The sequence below is a fragment of the Spongiactinospora sp. TRM90649 genome, assembly GCF_029382225.1.
Classification (GTDB): Bacteria; Actinomycetota; Actinomycetes; order Streptosporangiales; family Streptosporangiaceae; genus Spongiactinospora.
Map to the genome: position 1 here is coordinate 36,874 of NZ_JARLTC010000026.1, position 20,503 is coordinate 57,376.

The window sequence follows — 20,503 nt, forward strand, 5'->3', positions numbered from 1 at the left end:
GAGTCAACCGACTCATTCAAAATGGGAACACCAGTTCTATATCAAGCCCGATTCAAGATCGATTGCCTGGCGGTCTTCCCGTTTCGGGAAAAATTCGTTATAACAACCTAATGATGTAACGACATCGCCTCTGTCGGCGGCGTCGTGGTGGGGAGGAGGTACCCCCTTTGAGGATCAGTACGAGGCGTGCCGCGTTGACCGCGGCGGCGCTGGTCGTGGGTGTCGGCTCGATGGCGGCCTGCGGCGGACAGAACGACGACGCGGGCGGAGGCTCCGGAGGCAAGCAGACGATCTCGTTTCTCACGCACTGGGGACCTGAACAGGTCAAGGCCCTGAAGACGGCGGCGTCGGAGTTCGAGAAGAAGAACCCCGGCATCTCGGTGAACGTGCGCGCGGTGCCGTTCGCCAACCTGCTGAGCACGCTGCGCACCCAGGGCAGCAGCCCGAACGGCCCGACCATCGCGAGCATCTACGACCTGTGGCTGCCCGAGCTGGTGCGCGACGGCCTGGCCGCGCCCGCCCCGGCCGACGTGAGCAAGGACCTGTCCGCGGGCTGGCCGGAGAACCTGGTGCAGGGCGTCACCAAGGACGGGCAGCCCCGGGGATACCCGAACGAGGTCGACCTCTACGCGCTCAACTACAACAAGAAGCTGTTCGCCGCCGCGGGCGTGACCGAGCCGCCGAAGACGTGGGACGAGCTCGTGCAGACCGCCCGCAAGCTCACCAAGCGCGAGGGCGGCAAGGTCACCCAGCAGGGCTTCGGCGTGATCACGAGCTGGCCCGCCGGAGTGGCCCACCCGTGGCTGTCACTGGTCAACTCCAACGGCGGCGCGATGCTGGACGGCGACGGCAAGCCGACCCTCACCGACCCGAAGGTGAAGGCCGCCGCCGAGCTGTACGCCAACCTGATCAAGGACGGCGCGACCCAGCCCTCGATGAGCAACGCCAACGCCAACACCACCGGCCCCTACCTGGACAACTTCGTCAACGGCAAGACCGGCATGATCGTCATGGCGAACTGGTGGCAGAGCGCCCTGAAGGACGCCATGGGCTCCCGCTACTCCGACGTGGGCGTGGCCCCCATCCCGGTCGGCCCCGACGGCGAGAAGTCGGCCGCGGTGTCGTACTCCTGGCTGACCGTGGTCAACGGCAAGGCCGCCAAGCCGCGCCAGGACGCCGCGTGGAAGTTCCTGACCTATCTCAACGGCCCGGACAGTGGCAAGCAGGGCTCCTCGGCCATGGGCGACATCCTGACCTCGATGGGCATCCTGCCCAGCAGGACCAGCGATCTCACCGCGCACCAGGACGAGCTGTCCGACCCGTTCCTGGCCGCGTACATCAAGGAGCTGCCCAACGCGGTGCCGTTCCCGTCGGTGCTCGGCGGTGAGGCGATGAGCCAGGCGCTGCAGAAGCACGTGGAGAACATCGTGTTCGGTAAGGCGAGCGCCGAGGAGGCCATGACGGCGGCGCAGCGCGAGATCGCCGACATCCTGACCAAGGCAGGCGCGTGAGGACGCGCCGGGGGCGGGGGCCGGCCGTCGGCGGATCGGGGAGAGGTCTCGCGACGACGGCGCTGCTGTCGCCCGCGATGCTCATCCTCGGCCTGTTCGTGGTGGTGCCGATCGGGTTGACCTTCTGGATCAGCCTGCACGACTGGTCCATGTTCACGCCTCTCTCGGAGATGACGTGGCGCGGGCTCGGCAACTACCAGGATCTCCTGGGTAACGAGGGCTTCTTCACCTCGCTGCGGAACACGCTGGTGTACGTGGTGCTGGTCCTGGTGATCACCCTGCCCCTGGCGCTCGCGCTCGGCATGCTGCTGTACTTCCCGAAGATCATCGGGAAGGGACTGGCGCGGGCCGTGCTGTTCTCCACGTACGTCGTGCCGACGGTCGCGATCGCGATCGTGTGGGGCGCCCTGTACGCCCCGGACTACGGGCCGTTCGCGCAGATGTTCAGCCTGATCGGGCTGGATCCGCCGGACTGGCTCAGCGATCCGGGCACGGCGCTGGTCTCGCTGGTGATCTTCCACGTGTGGCAGATGATCGGCTACTACACGATCCTCATCGTGGCGGGCCTCACCCAGATCCCGGGTGACCTGTACGAGGCGGCGCGCATCGACGGCGCGGGATTCTGGCGGCAGACGGTGAGCGTGACACTGCCGCTGCTGCGCCGTACGACGACGTTCGTGGCGCTGATCGCGGCGATCAACGCGATCCAGGTGTTCGACCCGGTCTACATCCTCACCCAGGGCGGGCCGGCGGAGAGCACCACGGTGCTGTCGTTCGCGATCCAGCGGGCGGCGTTCCAGAACGGCCTGGCGGGTCAGGCCAGCGCGATGGCGTTCAGCCTGCTGGTGGTGCTGCTGGCGGTGGGCGGCCTGTTCCTGGTGGCGATGCGGAGGCGGTCATGAGGACGGTCGTGGGTCGCGTCGCGGCCTTCGCGGCGCTCGCGCTGGTGATGCTGCCGCCGTTGTTCCCGCTGTACTGGATGCTGATCTCCAGCCTGAAGGGGCCGGAGGAGCTGCAGCGGATCCCGCCGTCGTGGTTCCCGTCGGCTCCCGGGTTCGGGGCGTTCGGCGAGGTCTTCGAGGTCGTGCCGTTCGGCAGCGCGTTCCTGAACAGCGTGCTGATCGCCGGGGTGTCCACGGTGTCGGTGCTGGTCACCAGCGTGATGGCGGGCTACGTGTTCGCGAAATATCACTTCAAGGGACGGGATTTCCTGTTCTGGGCGGTGGTCGCGACCATGTTCCTGCCGCCGGTGGTGACCCTGGTGCCGCTGTACTGGCTGGTCTCCACGATGGGCCTGGCCGACAGCTACCTCGGCGTCATGCTGCCCTGGCTGGCCAACGCCTTCGGGATCTTCCTCATGCGGCAGTTCATCGCCGACATCCCGGACGAGCTCATCGACGCCGCCCGGGTGGACGGCGCGGGCGAGGGCCGCATCCTGCTGCGCGTGATCACCCCGCTGGTGCGCCCCGCGCTGGTGAGCCTGGCGATCTTCGCATTCGTCTTCTACTGGAACAATTTCCTGTGGCCCCTGTCGATCCTGCAGGATGACTCGAAGTTCCCGGTGGTGCTCGCGCTCAGCCAACTGCTGTCCTACAGCACGAGCGTGCAGTACCAGAACGTGGTCATGGCCGGAGCGCTGATCGCCAGCGTGCCCACGATTCTGGTCTTCCTGCTCGCCCAGCGGGTGTTCGTGCAGAGCATCTCCCGTTCGGGAGTGAAGGGATGAGAGAGGGTGAGCGGATGAGCGGCGCCGTCCCGGCCACGGGGGCCCGCGTCGGCGTCGACATCGGCGGCACCTCCGTCCGGGTCCTGCGGGAGTCCGGCGGGGTGCGCGGCGAGGTGCGGGCCGTGCCGGTGCCCGGGTCCTACGACGAGCTGCTCGGCCTGCTGACCGAGCTGGCCGGGCCCGGCCCGGCCGTGATCGGCGTGGGGCTGCCTGGCACGTCGGACGGCGGGCGGCCGATGTTCGTCCCGGCGCTGCCCTGGCTCCAGGGCCGCCCGTTCGCCGAAGACCTGCGGTCCCGTACCGGCGCTCCGGTACGCCTCGGGCTGGACGGTCACCTCACCCTGCTCGCCGAGGCCGCTGAAGGGGCGGCCGAGGGCGCGCGCTCCGCCGTCCTGGTCGCCGTGGGCACCGGGATCGGCGGCGCGCTGATGATCGACGGGCGGGTGTGGCGCGGCGCGCACGGCAGCGCCGGTTCGTGGGGCTGGCTGCCCTCTGGCGACGAGGGCGTGGAGCGGGGGCACGGGCCGTACGAACTGGCGGCCTCGGGCACCGCGCTCGGCCCGCGCGGCCCGGAACTGGTCTCCGCCGCGCGCGACGGAGACCAGGCCGCCCTCACCGAGCTGCGGCCCTACGCCGCCCGGCTCGGACGCGGGATCGCCGCGCTGGCCAGCGTCCTCGACCCCGAGGTGATCCTGGTCGGCGGCGGGCTCAGCGGCGCCATGGACGTACTCGCACCACTGCTGGACATCGACAGGTTCGCCTCGCCCGACGGCCGGCGGGTGCCGGTGCGCGCCGCAGCGCTCGGGCCGTACGCGGGGGTGGTCGGCGCGCTGCTCGCCGCCGGGATGGGAGACGAATGGTGATCGTGAAAGGGCTCGACCCCGCCTCGGGCCTGCCGCTCTACCTGCAGGTCGAGCGAAGCCTGACGCACCGCATCGATGCCGGGGAGTGGCTGCCCGGCGCCCGGCTGCCCACCGAGGGCGAACTCGGCACCGCGTACGGCGTGAGCCGCGTCACCATCCGGCAGGCCCTGGCCCGCCTGGTGGACCGGGGCGTCCTGGTCCGCGAGCAGGGCCGCGGCACGTTCGTCCGCGACACCAGCCTGACCGCCGGCGTCCGGGGCGTCACGTCGTTCACCGCCGAACTCGGCGACCTCGGCCACACGGCCGGATCCCAGGTCCTCGACCAGGAGCTGACCACCGCCGCCGAGGCCGGGGTGCCCAAGGAGACCGGCCTGGCCGGCGAGACCCCGCTGCTGCGGCTGCGGCGGCTGCGCACCGACGGCACCCGCCCGGTCGGCGTGCAGACGGCGTTCTTACTCGTCGAGCGCTTCCCCGGCGTGGCCGACCTGGACTTCTCCGACCGCTCCCTCTACCAGGCCCTCCGCGAGGTGTACGGCCTGGTCCCGCGTGAGGCGATCGAGACGTTCACCGTGGGCGGCGTGCTGAACGAGGACGCCCCGACCCTCGGCGTGGCCCCCGGGGCGCACGCGTTCTACGTGGAACGGCTGACCTACGACGCCCACGGCCCCTTCGAGTACGTCCGCAGCGTGATGCGCGGCGACCGCTACCGGGTCCGCCTCGCGTTGCGGAACCCCTGAGACCCCCTCATGAAAGGAAAGACAGTGACATACACCCGGAATCTCATCGAGATCCTGGAACGCCTGGACACCCAGAGCGAGGTGCTGGACACCGTGGCGGCCAAGTGCGCCGAGGCGGTGCGCACCGGCGGCCTGATCCACCTGTACGGCAGCGGCCACTCGGTCATCCCCACCATGGACGCCTTCCCCCGTTACGGCAGCTTCGCCGGTCTGCACCCGCTGACCGACCCCCGCCTGATGTGGCACAACGTGCTCGGACCCGGCGGGGTGCGCGAGCTGCTGTGGCTGGAGCGGACCGAGGGCTACGTAGAGCAGTACCTCGACCACGAGCCGATCTCCGAGGGCGACGTCCTGATCGTCTACTCCCACGGCGGTCGCAACGCGGCCCCGGTCGAGGCCGCCATGTACGGCGTCAAGCGCGGCCTGTTCACCGTCGCGGTGACCTCGCGGGCCAACCTGGACCGCCCGGCCGAGCACTCCAGTGGCCGCCGGATCGCCGAGATCTGCGACGTCACCGTGGACACCGGCGTTCCCGTCCAGGACGCCATCGTCGAGGTGGACGGCTGGGACCGCCCGGTCGGCGGCGCGTCCACCGTGGTGGCGTGCGTGGTCAGCCACGAGATCGTCACCCGCACGGCCGCCGCGCTGGCCGCCCAGGGCGTCGTGGTCCCGACCTTCGTCTCGCCGACCGTGCCCGGCGCCACGGTCTCGTCCAACGACGAGGTCTTCGCCGACCACCGTCTCCGGCTGCACAACGCCGAGGCCCGCGGCCTCGCCTGATCCGCGCCGCCGCCTTCCGCTTCCCGCCGGGGAGCGGAGGGGCGGCCGGGTCGGGACCCGGCCACCTGATCGGGCGATTCGGACAGTACTCTCGGCGGAACGTTCCCGAACCGCCAGGTGACGGGCCCGAGAAGGAATGCAGGCGTGCAGCGGACACCCGACCCCGAGCAGGACGGTGCCGCCGTGGTGTTCGTGCTCGACCGGCGTTCCGCCCCGGACGACGACGCGGCCGTCGCGGGCTGACCCGCGGCGCTATTCCACGGTCAGCAGTCCGGGCGTCGGGACCGTCGAGACGTCCACCCGGTCCGCGGTCGGGACGGGCAGCTTGTGGCCGGGGATGACGATGTCGCGCCTGGGCAGCACGCCGTCCACCAGGTAGGCCGCGCCGATCCGCTGGGCGTCGGTGTTCCGCTGCGCGATCGGGTTGGCGAACACGCCGTGCCGTCCGGCGTTGAGCGCGGTGACCAGCACCGACGTCGGCAGCGACCGGTGCATCCCCAGCGCTCCCCGGTAGGGGGTCGCGGGGTCGTCGACGTTGTTGAACATCAGGATCTTCGGCAGCCCCTTGCCGGTCGGCAGCACCCGCTCCTCATGCCCGGCGGGCCAGTTCGCGCACGACGTCGCGTTGCCGATGTTGTACCAGGCGAACTGGAACGACTTCGGGAACCGAGCGGCGTCGCTCTCGTACGCCGCCCGCTCGGACGGCCAGGCCGCGTCCACGCACATCACCGAGCTGAAGGCGGCGATGCCCTGCTCCTGGGCGACGCTCGGCGTGGACCCCGCCAGCTCGACCAGCCCGGCGTCGTCCTGGCGGAGCGTGAAGTCCGCCACCGACTGGGCGAGCGCCTGCCAGCCGCTCTCGTCGTACATCAGGCCGGACACCGTGCCCAGCAGTTCGTCGGCGCCGACGGTGCCGTGCGGTGTGCGGAACGCCGCGAGGGTCGCGTCCCAGGCCGCCCTGGTCTTCTTGCGCGTGTCACCGAGGTGGAAGACGTCGTCGTAGCGGGCCGTCCAGGCCAGCCAGGCGTCCACCCGGCGTTGCAGCGGCTCTACCTGCGCCACCGTGGCCGCCCGGTAGAACTCCCTCGGCTCGGGGTTCATGTTGCTGTCCAGGATCATCCGGCCGACCCGGTCCGGGAACAGCGTGGCGTAAACGGCCCCGAGGTAGGTGCCGTAGGAGTAGCCGAGGTAGTTCAGCTTCTTCTCGCCCAGCAGGGACAGCACCCGGTCCATGTCCCGCGCGACGTTGCGGGTGCCGAGGGTTTTCAGCCGGGTGCCCTGCTTTCGCCCGCATTCCTGCGCGAAGGTCTGCCAGTCGTTCCAGATCTTGTCCCGGTTCGCCTGGTCGTCCGGGTCCGGTCGCGGCCCCTGCCAGAAGTCCGGGTGGACGCAACTGACCGGCTGGCTGAGCCCGACGCCGCGCGGGTCCATGCCGATGATGTCGTAGGCGTCCAGGACCTCCTGGGGCAGGCGGGTCCGGCCCTGGGCGTCGGCCTTCGACAGGCGTCCGGCCCGCTCGCTGGACGAGCCGCCGGGGCCGCCCGGGTTGACGAACAGCACGCCCTTGCGCTTGTCCGGATCGGTCGAGGCGCGCCGCGACACCATCAGGTTCACCGTGCCGCCGTCCGGATTCGCGTAGTCCAGCGGTACCGGAACGACGGCACAGGTCAGTTCCGGATAGGGCTTGGCGAGTGGCTCCGGGCACGCGCCGAACACGATCGGCTCGCTCTCTCCGGGGGTCGCCGCCGTCGCCGGGACCGTCGTGAGCCCCGTCATCCCGGTCAGCATGGCCGCCGCCAGCCCCACCCCGATTAACTTGTTCATGTGTCCCCTTTTCGCGTTCCACCACGTCAGGTGGGCGCCGAATTGGCGTGGTGACGCTATCAGGGGAATTGCGGCCGAATAGCCGGGTTCAGCTATTCTAGAATTCTTGTATTTTAGTGTTTAGGGTAATGGCTCAGCCTCGGCCGTAGGAGGCCTCGGCGCGCCAGAAGTACCAGAGGCCGAAAAGCAGCATGAGCACCGCCCAGCCCGCGCAACTCGCCCAGATCCACGGCGGACCGGCGTACGGAGCGTCGCGGTACCCCGTCATGAGGATCTCGCGCGCCGCCTCCATGAAGGAGGCGGCGGGGTTGAGGTACATGAGGTCGGCGACCCACTGCGGCAGGTTCGCGCCAGACCAGCCGTTCCCGGCCGTGGGGTGGCCCACCGCCTTGTCCTGGATCGAGAAGAAGACCCCGGAACTGTAGAGCCATGCCCGGGTGACGAATGGGAGCAACTGATTGATGTCGCGCATCGAACTGCCCAGCCTGGCGACCACCAGGCCCGCGCCGAGGTTGAACATCGTCTGCAGGGCCAGCAGCACCGGCAGCAGCAGCCAGTGCCAGGTGGGGAACTGCCCGGTCAGCACCAGGAGAACCGCCAGCACGCCCATCGAGTAGCACAGTTGCTGCAACTCCTGGATGACGCAGGAGATGGGCAGCGACACGCGCGGGAAGTGCAGCGCGCGGATCAGCGACAGGTTGCCGGAGATCGACTTGGCGCTCGTGGCGATCGAGCGCTGCGTGAAGGTGAAGACGAACATCCCGGTCAGCAGGAACGCCGGGTAGTCCTCGATGCCGACCCGGCCGCCCAGGATCACGCCGAACATCACGTAGTAGATGGCGGCGTTCAGCAGCGGCGTGAGGACCTGCCAGAGGCGGCCGATCGGCGAGCCGGTGTAGCGTGCGGCGTTGCGGGAGGAGGCGTACTCCAGGGTGAAGTGCCTGCGGTGCCACACCTGGCGGAGATAGGCCCCGATCCTCGGCCGGGCGAGGGCCGGACGAAGCCCATGACGGGCCGCGAGGGCCGCCATGGGCTCGTGCTCATCGGCAGATCGCACGCACTGGCTCCTCGCCGTCGACCGCGTGCGGCCAGCCTATGCGATCGTGCCCGGCCGTGCCGGTCGTGTCCGCCTCAGGAACCGGCGGGGCGCAGCGCCGGAACCCGGTCCCGGACGAGGTCGGCGAGTGCCGCCTGTCCCGGCTGGTTGAGGTGCAGGACCGCCTCCTGGCCCTCCTGGCCCGGGGCGAGGGAGTCGAAGCCCCGGTAGAAGGTCGGCTCGGCCTCGCACTGGGAGTGACCCTCGAACTCGGGACGAACCTCGCCCGAACCCGTGTAGGGGCTGACGTACTTGACCCGGACGCCGTGCGCCCTGGCCCACCGGGCGGCGCCGCTCAGCGTGCCGTCCAGGGCGGCGGCGACCCGGTTGCCCTCCACCCGCTCCTGGGCGCTGAACACATTGGCCCCGCAGATCGGGTCCAGCGGTACGTCGGCCGCGTTCTCGCCGGGGGTGACCTGCTGGCCGTACCCAGTGAGCACGATCTGGGCGCGCGGGCTGCGGGCCCTGATGTCGGCGAGGGCGGTCTTGACGCTGGTCCGCATCGCCGGCATACGGTCGAGGATCGCGCTGGTGGGCGCCCCCGTGCAGTCCGCCTGCATGCAGATCCCGCCGTATCCCGCGTAACCGATGTCGTTGGTGCCGATGCTCAGCAGCACCACATCGGTGTTCCAGGCGAGCGCGTCCAACTGGGGCGCCTGGCCCTTGAACGACTCACGCAGGTGCTTGGTGGTCGCGCCGCTGCAGGTGGCGTTCGTGAATTTCACCGGCCGGTTCTGCTCGCGCAGTTCCCGGACGACGACCTCGGAATATGAGTTGGCGCTGCGCCAACAGTTCCCCTCGGTGCCCGGCTGATAGTCTCCGGCCCCGGTGCCGGACCCGTAGGAGTCCCCCATGGCCACCACGTTCAGGGCCCGCGGCCCGGATCCGGTGGCCGTTGCGGCCATCGCGGCCGTACCCGGTACCGAGACCAGCGCGCCCACGGCGATGGCTGACAGCAGTAGTTTCATGATCGGCACCTTATGGGGTTCACGCATGGCCGTAAATGGTTTTAAAGAATGTCCGTTCCGTGATTAACTAATTTCGGATTGCGACTATCCTGCCTTTCTCGCCGAGAAAACGTTTTCTCGCGCCCGGTTTCGGCGGAGTCAGCCGAACAGCGTGAAACCACACCAGACGGCCGGGTGGTCGAAGGCCGGATCGGATCGGAGCGCCGCGCGAGCGGAGGCGAACGCCCGGCCGGGGGAGAGCCCCTGGCTCAGCTCGGCGAGGTAGGCGGAGGTGAGCAGCGCGCCCGCCTCCAGCGTCACCGGCCACAGTGACGCGACGACCGCCTCGACGCCCGCGCCCAGCAGATCGACGGCCAGGCCCTCGACCTCCATGTGGGCGAGGTTCTGGTCGATGTGCGCCGACCAGCAGCCCAGCAGGACCACCGTGCGGGGCGGCTCGGCGAACTCGTGGAGCCGGTGGGACAGGCCGTGCCCCCGGCGGCCGTGGCCCAGCAGCACCAGCGCGTGGGCCGGGCCCGCGACGGACAGCTCCGACTGGGGAACGGCGATCACTCGGGCGTCGTCCGACGGCTGCTCGGCCGCGATCAGATCGGCCACCTGCTCACCCGCCTCCGCCAGCCGCGCGTTCTCACGGTCGGAGTGGTCGTCCTGGACGGCGACCACGATCGAAGGGGCCGGATCGACGGCCCCCGGGCGCTGCCCGGCCGTCGCCGTGGTCGCCAGGACCCGCACCACGGGCTCCCGCTCCGCCGCCACCAGCGCGGCGGCCGACCAGGGCAGCAGCAGCGCGTAGTCCTCGGTGCTGATGAGCAGCTCGCCGAACCGTCCGGCGCCCTCGCCGAGGGCCTTCCAGAGGGTGCAGAGCCGCGCCTCGGCGTCGGCGGCCGGGACGTGCTGTTCGAGGATCGCGGTGTACTCGGCCATGGTGGCGACCCGTGCCCGGCGCACCGCCTGCGCCGCCTGCTGCATCTGGTGGGCGAACCACAGGTGAGTCTCGTACAGCAGTTCCGGGGGAGTGGTCTCCTGCGCCCATGCGCCGGCGCCTCCGGCAGAGGTCCCGACCGCCATCCACCGTCCCGGCACGCGGACCGTGTGGGGGTGCAGGCCGACGCAGACGACGGCGTGGCCGTCCGGCAGCGCGGCCGAGGCCGAGTCGAGCGGGGCCACCAGCCAGCGGGACGGCTCGGTCCCGGAGCGGGCGATGCCCAGCCGCCGCAGCTCGCGGGCGCGGTGCCGTTCGAGGGCGTCGGCCGCGAGGAAGGCGTCGCCGAGGTCGCCGCCGGACAGGAACCGGGCGAACAGACAGCGGGAGAGCCGGATGTACGGCGGGCTCATCGCGGCCTGCGCCCACAGCGTGAGCGTCCGGTTCAGGAACACCGAGCGCCGCTTCTCGGCGCGGGGGATCAGCTCCCGGTAGAGGTCGATGACCTTGTCGAGTTCGCCGGCGGTCTCCAGGGTCAGCGCGTAGGAGGTGAGGACGGCCTCGGTCAGCGATCCGTGGTCGGTCATGGTGAACCGGCGCAGGCCGTCCAGCACGCGGTCCAGCTCGTAGGCGACCTTGCCGGTGAGCAGGGCCAGGCCCCACAGGTAGGCGCCCAGGTCGCCGGTCGAGCCGCCCCGGGCGAAGATCTCGTCCGCTCTGAGCGCCTCGGTCACCGCCACCTGGCAGGCCGTCGCGAAGGCCAGCGCGACGTCCGCCACCACCGGCAGCGGCGGGTCGTCCCCGGCCGCCCGCATCGCCATCGCGACGAGCTGGTGCACGTTGCGGACCAGCGTCATGTCCACCGTCTCGCGGAACTCGCGCCCCGAGCCGAGCAGGTACGCCTCCACCTGCTGCACCGCGAGGAGCAGCCGCAGTCGGTCGGCCGGATCGTCGTCGTCGGCGGCGGCCAGCAGCCGCACCAGTTCGTTCAGGCCCCGATTGCCGATGATCATCGTGCTGGCGGACTGGTCGGGCTGTCCGGGGGCGCGGAACTCCACGATGATCCTCGACGGGTGACCGTCCCGTTCCACGACCCTGGTCTGCCCGTCGCCCAGGTCGCAGACCAGCTCCAGGCCGGGTTCCTCGATGGACGCCATGGCGCTGAACATCCGGGCCAGCGGCTCCCTGGGCACCCTCGGCCAGAACTCCTCGTTGTCCAGTAGCAGCGCGATCTGGAAGGCCTCGTCCTTGCGCCCGAACGCCACCAGCGACACGACCAGCGCGGGCCCGACCTCGGAGAGCCAGCCCCAGTCGGACAGGGTCAGGTAGAGGTCGAACGCGGTGAGCTGGTAGTTGAGGGACCATTGGAACTCCCCGACCTGCCGTTCCACCTCACCCAGCACCCGCTGGACGTGCGCCAGCCCGGTCAGCTCGTTGACCTCCGCCTGTCCGGTCTCCTCGATGCTCGCGACCGTCGCGGCGATCGCGTCGCGGGCCAGGCCCCGGCCGTACGGCCGGTCGCACTCCAGGGTGAGCATCGCGGTGTAGAGGGCGCACAGCCGTACCTGGTCGGGCTCGCAGGAACGTTCCGCCAGCAGCGCGCGTTCCAGCGCCTCCTCGTACCGGCCGTCCACGTACGCGGCGACGGCCTCCTCCAGACCGGGGGGCGGCTCGACGGCCTCGGGGAGGAGGTCCCAGGCGAACGGCCGGTACTCCCCGCCGCCGACGCGGCCGACGACCTCGCGGAGCGCGTCGCGCCCCGGCGGCTCGGCTGGAGGCTCGGGCGGCTCGGCGCCGAGCCGTTCGAACACCTCGGCCAGCCCTTCGAAGCGCGCCGCGGCCTCGGCCCCCGCCCCGCCGAAGCGCTCGGCCTCCTCGGGGGTCAGCGTGATCGCCCGGTCCACCAGCACGCCGAGGGCGCGCTCGGTGCCGATCAGCTCGCCCTCCTCGGCCGTGATGACCTCGGCGGCCTCGGCGAGCGCGGCGTTGAACCGTTCGCGGGCGGACGGCGGCAGCCGTCGCGGCCTGAGCCCGGGGGTCGCCGTCTCGTCCTCGGGGTCGAGCCCGTCGGCGAAGATCGCCCGCAGGCTCTCCGCCTGCTCGCCCTGCCAGAACTCGGCGTGCCCGAGCAGTTCGGCCGAGCGCTCGTAGTCGCCGATGAAGAAGACGGGGCACGCCTCGACGTCCCGCAGGATCGCCTCGACCCTGTCCGCGCCGAAGAGGCCCATCCTGGCCTCCCGCATTCGCGACGCGGTGACGGCCAGGTCGAACAGGTCGTCGTCCATCTCCAGGAAGTCGATCAGTTCCATGAAGTCGCGGACGGTCAGCGAGCTGCCGCGCAGCGCCTCGACGTCGAACCCGTCCAGCTCCGCCAGCTCGGCGAAGATGTCCCGGCGGATCGCGGACTCCTCCCGGGAGGCGGTGAAGGCGTCGTAGACCAGGATGCTCCGGCCAGGCTCGGCCCACAGCACGGGCACGTTGAGGTCGCCGATCTGGCCGCAGACCGCGCACGTCGCCAGGTTCAGCTCGCCCCGCTCGACCAGGTCGAGCAGGGCGGGGTCGCTGTCCGGGGTCAGCACCATCCAGCACTCGGTCTCGGGCAGCGGCTCCCCGCAGCGCGGGCAGGAGAGGTCACCGAAGGCGCCCGGCGCGTACGGCACGGCCATGGCCCTCAGACCTGGGTTCCCGAAGCGAGGTACACGGCCATGGTCGTCTTCTTCTGCTCCTCGTCGAAGCCGGGATCCTGTAACACCTTCAGGAGCCAGGCGAGCCGGGTCTTCTTCTCCTCCGGCGTGAGCAGCGCGTCCAGGTTGATGTCCAGCCGGATCTGGTTGCCCAGCGACTTCACGTCGTGGTCCTCGATCAGCCGCCGGGCCAGCCGCGCCCGGTCGGCCTTGACCGCCTCGTTGATCCGTTTGAAGACGAACTGGCGCCCCGACTCGTAGAAGGTGTCCAGCCCGACCGGGATCTGGGTGTTCTGGTACGAGACGGTGGCGAACTTCAGCCTGACCAGCGCCAGGTAGGAGACGCCGATCCCGGCCGCGAACAGCCAGGAGTTCCAGTCCCTGAAGGCGGGCACCGCGGCCAGGCCGAAGTACACCACGGCGGCGGTCGCGCAGTTGACCAGGACGAAGCCCCACCACCAGGCGGATCGGTGGACGCGGTAGCCGGACACGTCGCCGACGATGAACGTCCGGTCCATGTCGAAGAGTGTCACTCCGCCGGCGACGGCCGCCGACAACAGGGACAACCACGGGGAATGCTGCATGGCCGGCCGTCCTAGCGCTCGGGTTCCGCTCTGGGATCCGCACTGGGATCCGCACTGGGTTCTGGGGCGGGCTCTCGCTCGGGTGTGCCGAGCGCGTCGTCGAGCGCGCTGTTGAGTTCGGCCTCCGAGGCGCTGCTCGCCGCCTCCTCGATCTCGTCGTCGAGGAGGAAGACGCCGGAGGATCGGTCGCGGGTGTCGTCGGGGGCGGCGTGGAGGCTGGTCTTGACGCCGATGTCGGTCAGCGAATACCGGCCTTCGCCGGTTTCGGCGACCAGTCCCCGGCGTCGCAACGTGGAAAGGGACTTTCGCACCTCTTCCGGCGACAGCCCGGAGTGCGCGACCAGCGCCTCGATGGGGCTGTCGCGGTGTTTTCGCAGGACCGGCAGCAACCGCGACTCCACCGATCGGATAAAGAAGGGCATGGACACCTCCTGTACCTGATTATGGCGAGATATCCGAGGCTTTGGTGGCGCGGCTCGATTATTAAGTAATAGGGTCACCCTAATTACCGAATTCGGGCATCCATGGCTTTATGTCTGATTAATCCCCGTCAATGACGACAAGGCCAGGAATTCCGATCAAGCATGTCGCGGCGGGCCTGCAGTGGTCGCTCTCGGCCTCGTGACGGTGACATGTCAGAGGACTGCCCCCTGCTGGTCCGGCAGGGGACAGTCCGCTCCGGCCTCTCGTCAACCCGGGCGACGAGGACCGGAACCCATGGTGGTCACGTGCCGCGATGGCGCGGCGGCAGGTACGCGTTCGCGATCCCGGGAGCGGTGACCGCGCGTCAGGTCACGCGGCGATCGGCAGGCTGCGGTCCAGGCCGGTGATGCGCAGCAGCCGGGCCATGAACGGGCGGGGCGAGCTCAGGGCCAGGGTGATGCCCATCGAACGGGCGCGCCGCTGGATGCCGACCAGGACGGCCAGGCCGGAGGCGTCGCAGAAGGACACTCCTGACAGGTCGACGATGAGGGTGCTCTTGCTGTGCCGCAGGACACGCAGCAGGCTTTCGCGAAGCGCGTGGCTGGTGAAGATGTCGATCTCACCGGACGGCCGGATGACCGTCGCGATGGTGCGCCGGACGGCGCTCAGGTCGGTCCTGCCGACCGTCAGGCCTTCCATGCCGACACACGTGCGACTCATGGTGGTGCTGGGACCGTTAAGACTGATCATGTATTTCCGTTCCTGGGCCGCACTCAACGGGGTGGCCGGGCGATCGCTGATGGGATCGCCGTTTTCGTGGGCGGCCGGGCCCGGTGCATGAAAGACGAACATCGGCGTCATGGCCATGGTCGACCGACCTGTCAGGCCCTTGAGAAACAGGACCGCTGGTGGTGGTTCGCCGGGGGCGACGCCGACCTGGGTGCCAACGCTCGAAAAGACCTCGGTGACCTCCACCCTACCTCACGTCTTCCGGAAATCTGTGATTCCGGAAGTAGAATGACGAGATGACGTCAGGGAATCCGGCCTCGGACAGCACGCCACCGCGCGTAGCGGCTCCCGGAAACACACGCCGGTCGCGGGCCGTACCGCTCCCCGATCCTCAGGCGGCCGTCCTGGCCGAGTACGCCGTCGCGCTCAGGCACGCCCCGCTGACCGACTCGACCAAGGAGAAGTACATCTCCCGGCTGCGCGGCTACCTCGCCTGGCTGGCCGACCGGGCGGCCGGTGAGACCCTGCCCGGCGACCCGCTCACGGACTCCGCAGCGGCGGCCGGCGCGGTGCTCGGGTTTCACCGCCACCTCAAGGACAACAACCGTGCTTCCAGCACCATCGACACCTATCTGTCGGCCATTGACGACTTCTACGCCCGTTCCGGCCTTGGCAGGCCCGGTGCCCGTCGCGAACGCGACGCCCGCCCCGCTCCCCCGCGCGTCCTGGACACCGGGCCCATCCGCCACTACCTCCGTCACGTCGGGGTCGCCGCCTCCCCGCGCGACAGGGCCATCGCCCTGCTGCCCTACTACGCGGGTCTGCGCATCTCCGAGGTCGTCGGCCTGGACATGGCCGACGTACGTCTCCAGACCGGGAAAGGGGAACTTCGCATCCGTGGCAAAGGCCGGGACCATGGCAAGGTCCGCCTGGTGCCCGTCCACCCGGACCTCGGCGGCGCCCTGGCCGACTGGTCGCGGACGCGTGCCCAGTGGAAGGGGGCCGACACGCACGACGCGGTGTTCCTCAACCATCGGGGAGCCCGGCTCAGCGACCGTGCCGCCCGGGAGATCATCACCGGTCTCGGCGCGGCGGCCGGCCTGGGCGACGATCACGCCGGGCCGCTGAGCCCGCTCGTCCTGCGCCACACCTTCGCCGCTCGGCTGATCCGTGACGGCAACGACCCCATCCTCGTGGCGGAGTTGCTGGGGCACGGCTCGCTGGACACCACGCGCCGCTATGTCCAGTCCACGGAAGCCGATCGGGAAGCCCTTTTGGACGCTCTCGTCACCGAGCTATAGGCCGTGGTAGGGGCAGCCCTACCTGAGCAAGGGTGTTGGCGTGACTGTGGGCAGGCCGGGGCTCCGACAGAGTCGTAGGCATGTCCTCACCGCGTTCCCTCGCTCCCCGCCGCCTGCTCGCCCTCGCCCTCGCCGTCCCGGTGCTCCTGGCTCCCGTGGCGCCCGCGTTCGCCGCCGCGGACCGCCCGCCGTCCGTTCAGGACCGCCTCGACGCGCTGACCACCGCGCCTGAGATCCCCGGCGCGCTCGCCTACATCCGGCACCCCGGCGGCAGGACCGTCACGATCGTCTCCGGCACCGCCGAGCGCGGCGCCGAGCGCCGGATGCCCGGTGCGTCCGGCCGGTTGAGGATCGCCAGCGTGAGCAAGTCGGTCATCGCGGCCACCGTGCTCGAACTGGCCGACCAGGGCAAGGTGGACCTGTCGAAGCCGGTCGAGACCTACCTGCCCGGCGTCATCCGGGGCAAGGGCATGCACGGCAAGGACATCACCGTGCGCATGCTGCTCCGGCAGACCAGCGGCCTGCCCGACTTCACGCCGGTCGCCGACTGGTCCAAGATCGGACGGCAGGACCTGCTGAAGCTGGCGCTGACCCTCGCGCCCACGCCGCGCGGCGAGTTCGCCTACTCCAACACCAACTACCTGGTGCTCGGCAAGGTCATCCGGGCGGTGACCGGGCGCGACTTCCGCGTGGTCAGCCGGGACCTGGTGTTCAAGCCGCTGGGCATGCGCGACACCTACTGGCCGGCCAAGGGCGAGACCGGGATCCGGGGCCCGCACGCGCGCACGTACGGCGTGCACCCGCTCAAGCCCAAGGACGGCGTGGTCGACGTCACCCGGCTGCCCGGCTACGAGTTCGACGCCAGCGGCGGCCTGATCTCCACGCCGCGCGACCTGGACAGGTTCTGGCGCGCCCGCAAGCCCGCCGGCACCGAGTTCGTCAAGATCGGCGAACAGGGCTGGCCCAAGGGCGCCCGGTACGGCTACGGCGTGATGTCGATCCCGCTGAGCTGCGGCGGTGACCTCCTGGGCCACGGCGGCGACCTGCCTGGCGTGTCGGTGTTCAGCGGCCGGGACCGGGCGGGCCGCACCGCCACGGTGTACGTCACGGGCTCGGCAGAGGGCGAGTCGCGGCAGCGGCTGATCGCGGCCTTCGACACGGCCCTCTGCTCCCGCTGACGGGCTCCGCCGGATCACGGGATCGGTGGGCGGGCGCCACGAACGGGGGCGCGTCCGAACGTCCGATCGCGTGATCCGGTCGGCGAAAGCGGTTCATACGGCTTAGCGAATCGCCGGGTGCTTGACGATGACGGGTCCTTTGCCGATGCTGGCTGATACGTCGTCCGGTGCGCGCTCGACGATTCGAAAGTGGTAACCATGCGACGTCGCGCTGCCCGCACCACCACGCTCGCGCCCGAGCCGCCGAGCGTTCCAGGGCATCCGATCCTGGGCAATGCCCTGCAGTTCATGCGCGATCCGGTGGCCCTGCTGCGCCAGGGCGCCGAAGAGCACGGCCGGGTCTTCTCGGTACGGCTGGGCAACAAGCCCGCGGTGGTGCTGCTCGGCCCCGAGCACACTCGGTTCTTCTTCGAGGAGACCGACAAACTGCTGTCCATTCGGGAGGCGTATCCGTTCTTCCGGAAGATGTTCCACGAGAACCTCTACTTCTTCGCCGATCCCCCCGAGTACAAAGAACAGCGGAAGATCCTGATCCCGCCGTTCCAGGGCCGCAAGCTGTCCGGATACATCGACGCCATGACGAAGGAGATGCGCGCCTTCGGGACCAGGCTGGGCGACTCCGGGGAGTTCGACCTCGCCCCCACGCTCGCGCCGCTCATCATGGACATCAACGCGTCGTCCCTGCTCGGCTCTGACTGCCGCGAGGAACTGGGGCCGTCCTTCCTGCCGGAGTTCCACAGATTCCGCGAGGGCACCGAGTTCGTGCTGCCACTGTGGCTGCCGATTCCCCGCCTGCTGCGCAGCCAGGCCGCGAAGAAGCGGCTGCACGCGATGCTCTCGGACCTGCTCGCCCGCCGTCGCGCCGTGCCCCGCGAACCGGCCGACCTGATCCAGACGCTCGCCGAGGCCCGCTACTCCGACGGCCGCGCGGTGCCCGACCACATCATCGTCAACATGATCCTGGTGCTGCAGTGGGCCGGCTACGAGACGACCACGGGACAGACGAGCTGGGCGCTGATCGAGCTGCTCCGCAACCCGGAGTACCTGCGCTCGGTGGTGGCCGAACAAGACGCCGTGCTGGCGGACGACCCCGAGCGGCGGCTCGACACGCTGACCCGGCTGGAGCGGCTCGGGTGGGGCGTGTCGGAGAGCGTCCGCCTGCACCCGATGGCCTTCCTGATGATGCGCGCCGCCGCCGCCGATTTCGAGGTGGCCGGATTCCACGTGCGGAAGGGGTCGCTGGTCCTCGCGTCGCCCGCCGTCTCGCAGCGCCTGTCCGACGTCTTCCCCGACCCGGACGCTTTCCACCCCGAGCGCTTCGCCGCAGAGCGCAGGGACGGCACGCAGCACAGCGGCATGATCGCCTTCGGCGGCGGCCTGCACCGCTGCGTGGGGATGCACTACGCCAACCTGGTGATGAAGGTGGTCATCGGCTACCTGCTGGAGAACTTCGAGCTTGAGCTGGTCGACCCGGATCCGGGCAAGGGATCGGGCTCCAAACCGCGCTGGCCGATCTCTCCGTGCCGGGTCCGCTATCAGCGCCGCAAGAGCGAGGGGGCGCTGTGATGGACGTCCATCGGTTACTGCTGGAAATGCCGGTGTGGGCCTATTTCGTGGTCGCGCCGCTGTTCACCGTCGCCAATCTGGTCATCGCGTCCGCCCTGGTGAACGCGCTCAAGCGGCGCACGCCCCGGATCCAGGAGGATCCGCCCGAGGCGGCCAAGACGAAGAACGTCGGACTGACGCTGGCGGTCAACTACACGCTGCTGGCCGGGTTCGCCGGGGCCACCCTGTACGGCATGGCGCACCTGCCCAACGTGTCGTGGAACCAGGTGACCCTCCTCAACACCGTCGTGGCCGCGGCCCTCGTGCTGCTCGGCAACGACCTGCTCTACTACTCCTATCACCGGCTCATGCACACCGACTTCTTCTGGTACCGGCTGCACTACATCCACCACGAGGCGACGTCGCCGGGCGGGCTGCGCGACACGTTCTACGAGCACCCGCTCGACTTCTTCGTCGGCACGCTGTGCGCGGTGCTGCCGCTGGCGGTCGTGCCGATCCACGTCTCGGCCGCGGTGACGTGCCTGTTCCTGCAGACCTTCCTGGCCGTGGCCTACCACTCCGGCCACGAGATCCGGGTTCCGGTGATCTTCACCGCGCGGCGGCACGACGACCACCACCGCTACTACCGGGGGAACTACGCGCAGAACTTCGCGCTGGTCGACATCCTGTTCGGCACGGTGATCCGCGCGCGGGCCGTCCCCGATGACACCGGCTCTGACGACGACCGCAAGGTGTCGGCCGGATCGGCCGGTTAGCGTGCGCGACCTCGCGGGCAGGCGGATACTGCTCACCGGAGCCACCTCGGGCCTGGGCCGGGCGGCGGCGAGCGAGTTCGCCGCCCGCGGGGCGACGCTCACCATCGTCGGACGCGACGAGACGAGAACCCGGAGCACGGCCGACGAGCTGCGGCGGGCGACCGGCAACCCGGCCGTCGACCACCTGATCGGCGACCTCTCCGTCATCTCCGACATGCACCGGGTGGCCGCCGATTTCCGGGCGCGATCCGATCGCCTCGACGTCCTGGTGAACAACGCGGGCGCGATCTTCGACCGGCGCGCCACCACCCCCGACGGCCTGGAGACGACGTTCGCGCTCAACCACCTGGCGTACTTCGTCATCACCACCGGCCTGCTCGGCCTGCTGCGCGAGACCCCTGGCGCACGCGTGGTCAGCACCGCGAGCGTCTCGCATCGGCTGGGCCGTCTCGACCTCGACCGGGTGGCGACCCCCGGCCTGCGCTCCGGGTTCCGGGCCTACTGCGATTCCAAGCTGGCCAACGTGCTGTTCACCCGGGAGCTGGCCCGGCGTCTCGCGCCCGCCGGCGTCACCGCGAACTGCATGCATCCGGGGTTCGTCCGCAGCCGGTTCTTCGCCCGCGACTCCCGGTTCTGGACGGCGGTGGCCGGGAGCCCGCTCGCCGCGGCGCTCGCCCGCGCCCCCGAGCGGGCCGCCGACACCCTGGTCTGGCTCGCCGCCGACCCCGGGGCGGCGGCGCACACCGGTGAGTACTTCGTCGATCGCGCGGTGACCCCGGTGAGCCGGATGGCCCGCGATGCCGCCCTGGCGTCGGATCTTTGGGCGCTGAGCGAGCGTCTCGCGTCCTAGTGACGC

General features: G+C 70.2%; 18 protein-coding genes. 11 read left to right on the top strand and 7 right to left on the bottom strand.

All coding sequences use genetic code 11. The features are described 5' to 3' along the window. The first annotated feature begins 167 nt into the window (after positions 1–167). The 6 genes from P3X83_RS26855 to P3X83_RS26880 are packed head-to-tail and all read left to right on the top strand — an operon-like array spanning position 168 to position 5,617. On the top strand, positions 168–1,511 hold the full coding sequence (locus tag P3X83_RS26855) for an ABC transporter substrate-binding protein (protein ID WP_277308004.1): 1,344 nt from the start codon (positions 168–170) through the stop codon (positions 1,509–1,511). Beyond that, positions 1,508–2,413 (top strand): sugar ABC transporter permease, encoded by a 906-nt coding sequence (locus tag P3X83_RS26860; protein WP_277308005.1) that lies wholly within the window; start codon positions 1,508–1,510, stop codon positions 2,411–2,413. Before P3X83_RS26855 ends, P3X83_RS26860 begins: the two co-directional genes overlap by 4 nt. Then, entirely contained in the window at positions 2,410–3,237 is an 828-nt protein-coding gene (locus P3X83_RS26865) for a carbohydrate ABC transporter permease (RefSeq protein ID WP_277308006.1), read from the top strand. The genes P3X83_RS26860 and P3X83_RS26865 overlap by 4 nt, the downstream gene beginning before the upstream one ends. Continuing rightward, positions 3,234–4,100, top strand: coding sequence for an ROK family protein (locus tag P3X83_RS26870; protein ID WP_277308007.1), 867 nt, complete (start codon positions 3,234–3,236; stop codon positions 4,098–4,100). Before P3X83_RS26865 ends, P3X83_RS26870 begins: the two co-directional genes overlap by 4 nt. Then, on the top strand, positions 4,094–4,837 hold the full coding sequence (locus P3X83_RS26875; RefSeq protein ID WP_277308008.1) for a GntR family transcriptional regulator: 744 nt from the start codon (positions 4,094–4,096) through the stop codon (positions 4,835–4,837). Before P3X83_RS26870 ends, P3X83_RS26875 begins: the two co-directional genes overlap by 7 nt. Positions 4,838–4,861: 24 nt before the next feature. After that, positions 4,862–5,617 carry an SIS domain-containing protein gene (locus P3X83_RS26880; RefSeq protein ID WP_277308009.1) on the top strand — a complete coding sequence of 252 codons (756 nt, stop codon included), beginning with the start codon at positions 4,862–4,864 and terminating at the stop codon, positions 5,615–5,617. A gap of 252 nt (positions 5,618–5,869) precedes the next feature. Here the strand turns inward: P3X83_RS26880 and P3X83_RS26885 are convergent, their stop codons facing one another. The 7 genes from P3X83_RS26885 to P3X83_RS26915 all read right to left on the bottom strand — a co-directional run bounded on the left by P3X83_RS26885 (position 5,870) and on the right by P3X83_RS26915 (position 15,093). Continuing rightward, on the bottom strand, positions 5,870–7,441 hold the full coding sequence (locus tag P3X83_RS26885) for an alpha/beta hydrolase (protein ID WP_277308010.1): 1,572 nt from the start codon (positions 7,439–7,441) through the stop codon (positions 5,870–5,872). Between the two features lie 133 nt (positions 7,442–7,574). After that, entirely contained in the window at positions 7,575–8,498 is a 924-nt protein-coding gene (locus P3X83_RS26890) for an ABC transporter permease (RefSeq protein WP_277308011.1), read from the bottom strand. Between the two features lie 74 nt (positions 8,499–8,572). Further along, positions 8,573–9,505: an SGNH/GDSL hydrolase family protein gene (locus P3X83_RS26895; protein WP_277308012.1), complete on the bottom strand. Its 933-nt coding sequence runs from the start codon at positions 9,503–9,505 to the stop codon at positions 8,573–8,575. Positions 9,506–9,643: 138 nt separating this feature from the next. Further along, a complete protein-coding gene (locus tag P3X83_RS26900; RefSeq protein WP_277308013.1) occupies positions 9,644–13,093 on the bottom strand; it encodes a CHAT domain-containing protein in 3,450 nt (1,149 codons plus the stop codon). 5 nt (positions 13,094–13,098) lie between these two features. Next, on the bottom strand, positions 13,099–13,629 hold the full coding sequence (locus tag P3X83_RS26905) for a hypothetical protein (RefSeq protein WP_277308014.1): 531 nt from the start codon (positions 13,627–13,629) through the stop codon (positions 13,099–13,101). Between the two features lie 77 nt (positions 13,630–13,706). Beyond that, the gene (locus tag P3X83_RS26910) at positions 13,707–14,117 is read right to left on the bottom strand and encodes a hypothetical protein (RefSeq protein ID WP_277308015.1); all 411 of its coding nucleotides are present in this window, start codon (positions 14,115–14,117) and stop codon (positions 13,707–13,709) included. Between the two features lie 370 nt (positions 14,118–14,487). Beyond that, the gene (locus P3X83_RS26915) at positions 14,488–15,093 is read right to left on the bottom strand and encodes an STAS domain-containing protein (RefSeq protein WP_277308016.1); all 606 of its coding nucleotides are present in this window, start codon (positions 15,091–15,093) and stop codon (positions 14,488–14,490) included. A gap of 50 nt (positions 15,094–15,143) precedes the next feature. Between P3X83_RS26915 and P3X83_RS26920 the strand changes: the two genes are divergently transcribed. The 5 genes from P3X83_RS26920 to P3X83_RS26940 all read left to right on the top strand — a co-directional run bounded on the left by P3X83_RS26920 (position 15,144) and on the right by P3X83_RS26940 (position 20,497). Beyond that, positions 15,144–16,148, top strand: a complete 1,005-nt coding sequence (locus P3X83_RS26920) for a tyrosine-type recombinase/integrase (protein ID WP_277308017.1) — start codon at positions 15,144–15,146, stop codon at positions 16,146–16,148. 80 nt (positions 16,149–16,228) lie between these two features. Further along, a complete protein-coding gene (locus P3X83_RS26925; protein WP_277308018.1) occupies positions 16,229–17,326 on the top strand; it encodes a serine hydrolase domain-containing protein in 1,098 nt (365 codons plus the stop codon). Between the two features lie 198 nt (positions 17,327–17,524). After that, positions 17,525–18,892, top strand: coding sequence for a cytochrome P450 (locus P3X83_RS26930; protein ID WP_277308019.1), 1,368 nt, complete (start codon positions 17,525–17,527; stop codon positions 18,890–18,892). Continuing rightward, a complete protein-coding gene (locus tag P3X83_RS26935) occupies positions 18,892–19,647 on the top strand; it encodes a sterol desaturase family protein (RefSeq protein WP_277308020.1) in 756 nt (251 codons plus the stop codon). Before P3X83_RS26930 ends, P3X83_RS26935 begins: the two co-directional genes overlap by 1 nt. 1 nt (position 19,648) lies before the next feature. Continuing rightward, on the top strand, positions 19,649–20,497 hold the full coding sequence (locus P3X83_RS26940) for an SDR family NAD(P)-dependent oxidoreductase (RefSeq protein WP_277308022.1): 849 nt from the start codon (positions 19,649–19,651) through the stop codon (positions 20,495–20,497). Positions 20,498–20,503 lie beyond the last annotated feature (6 nt).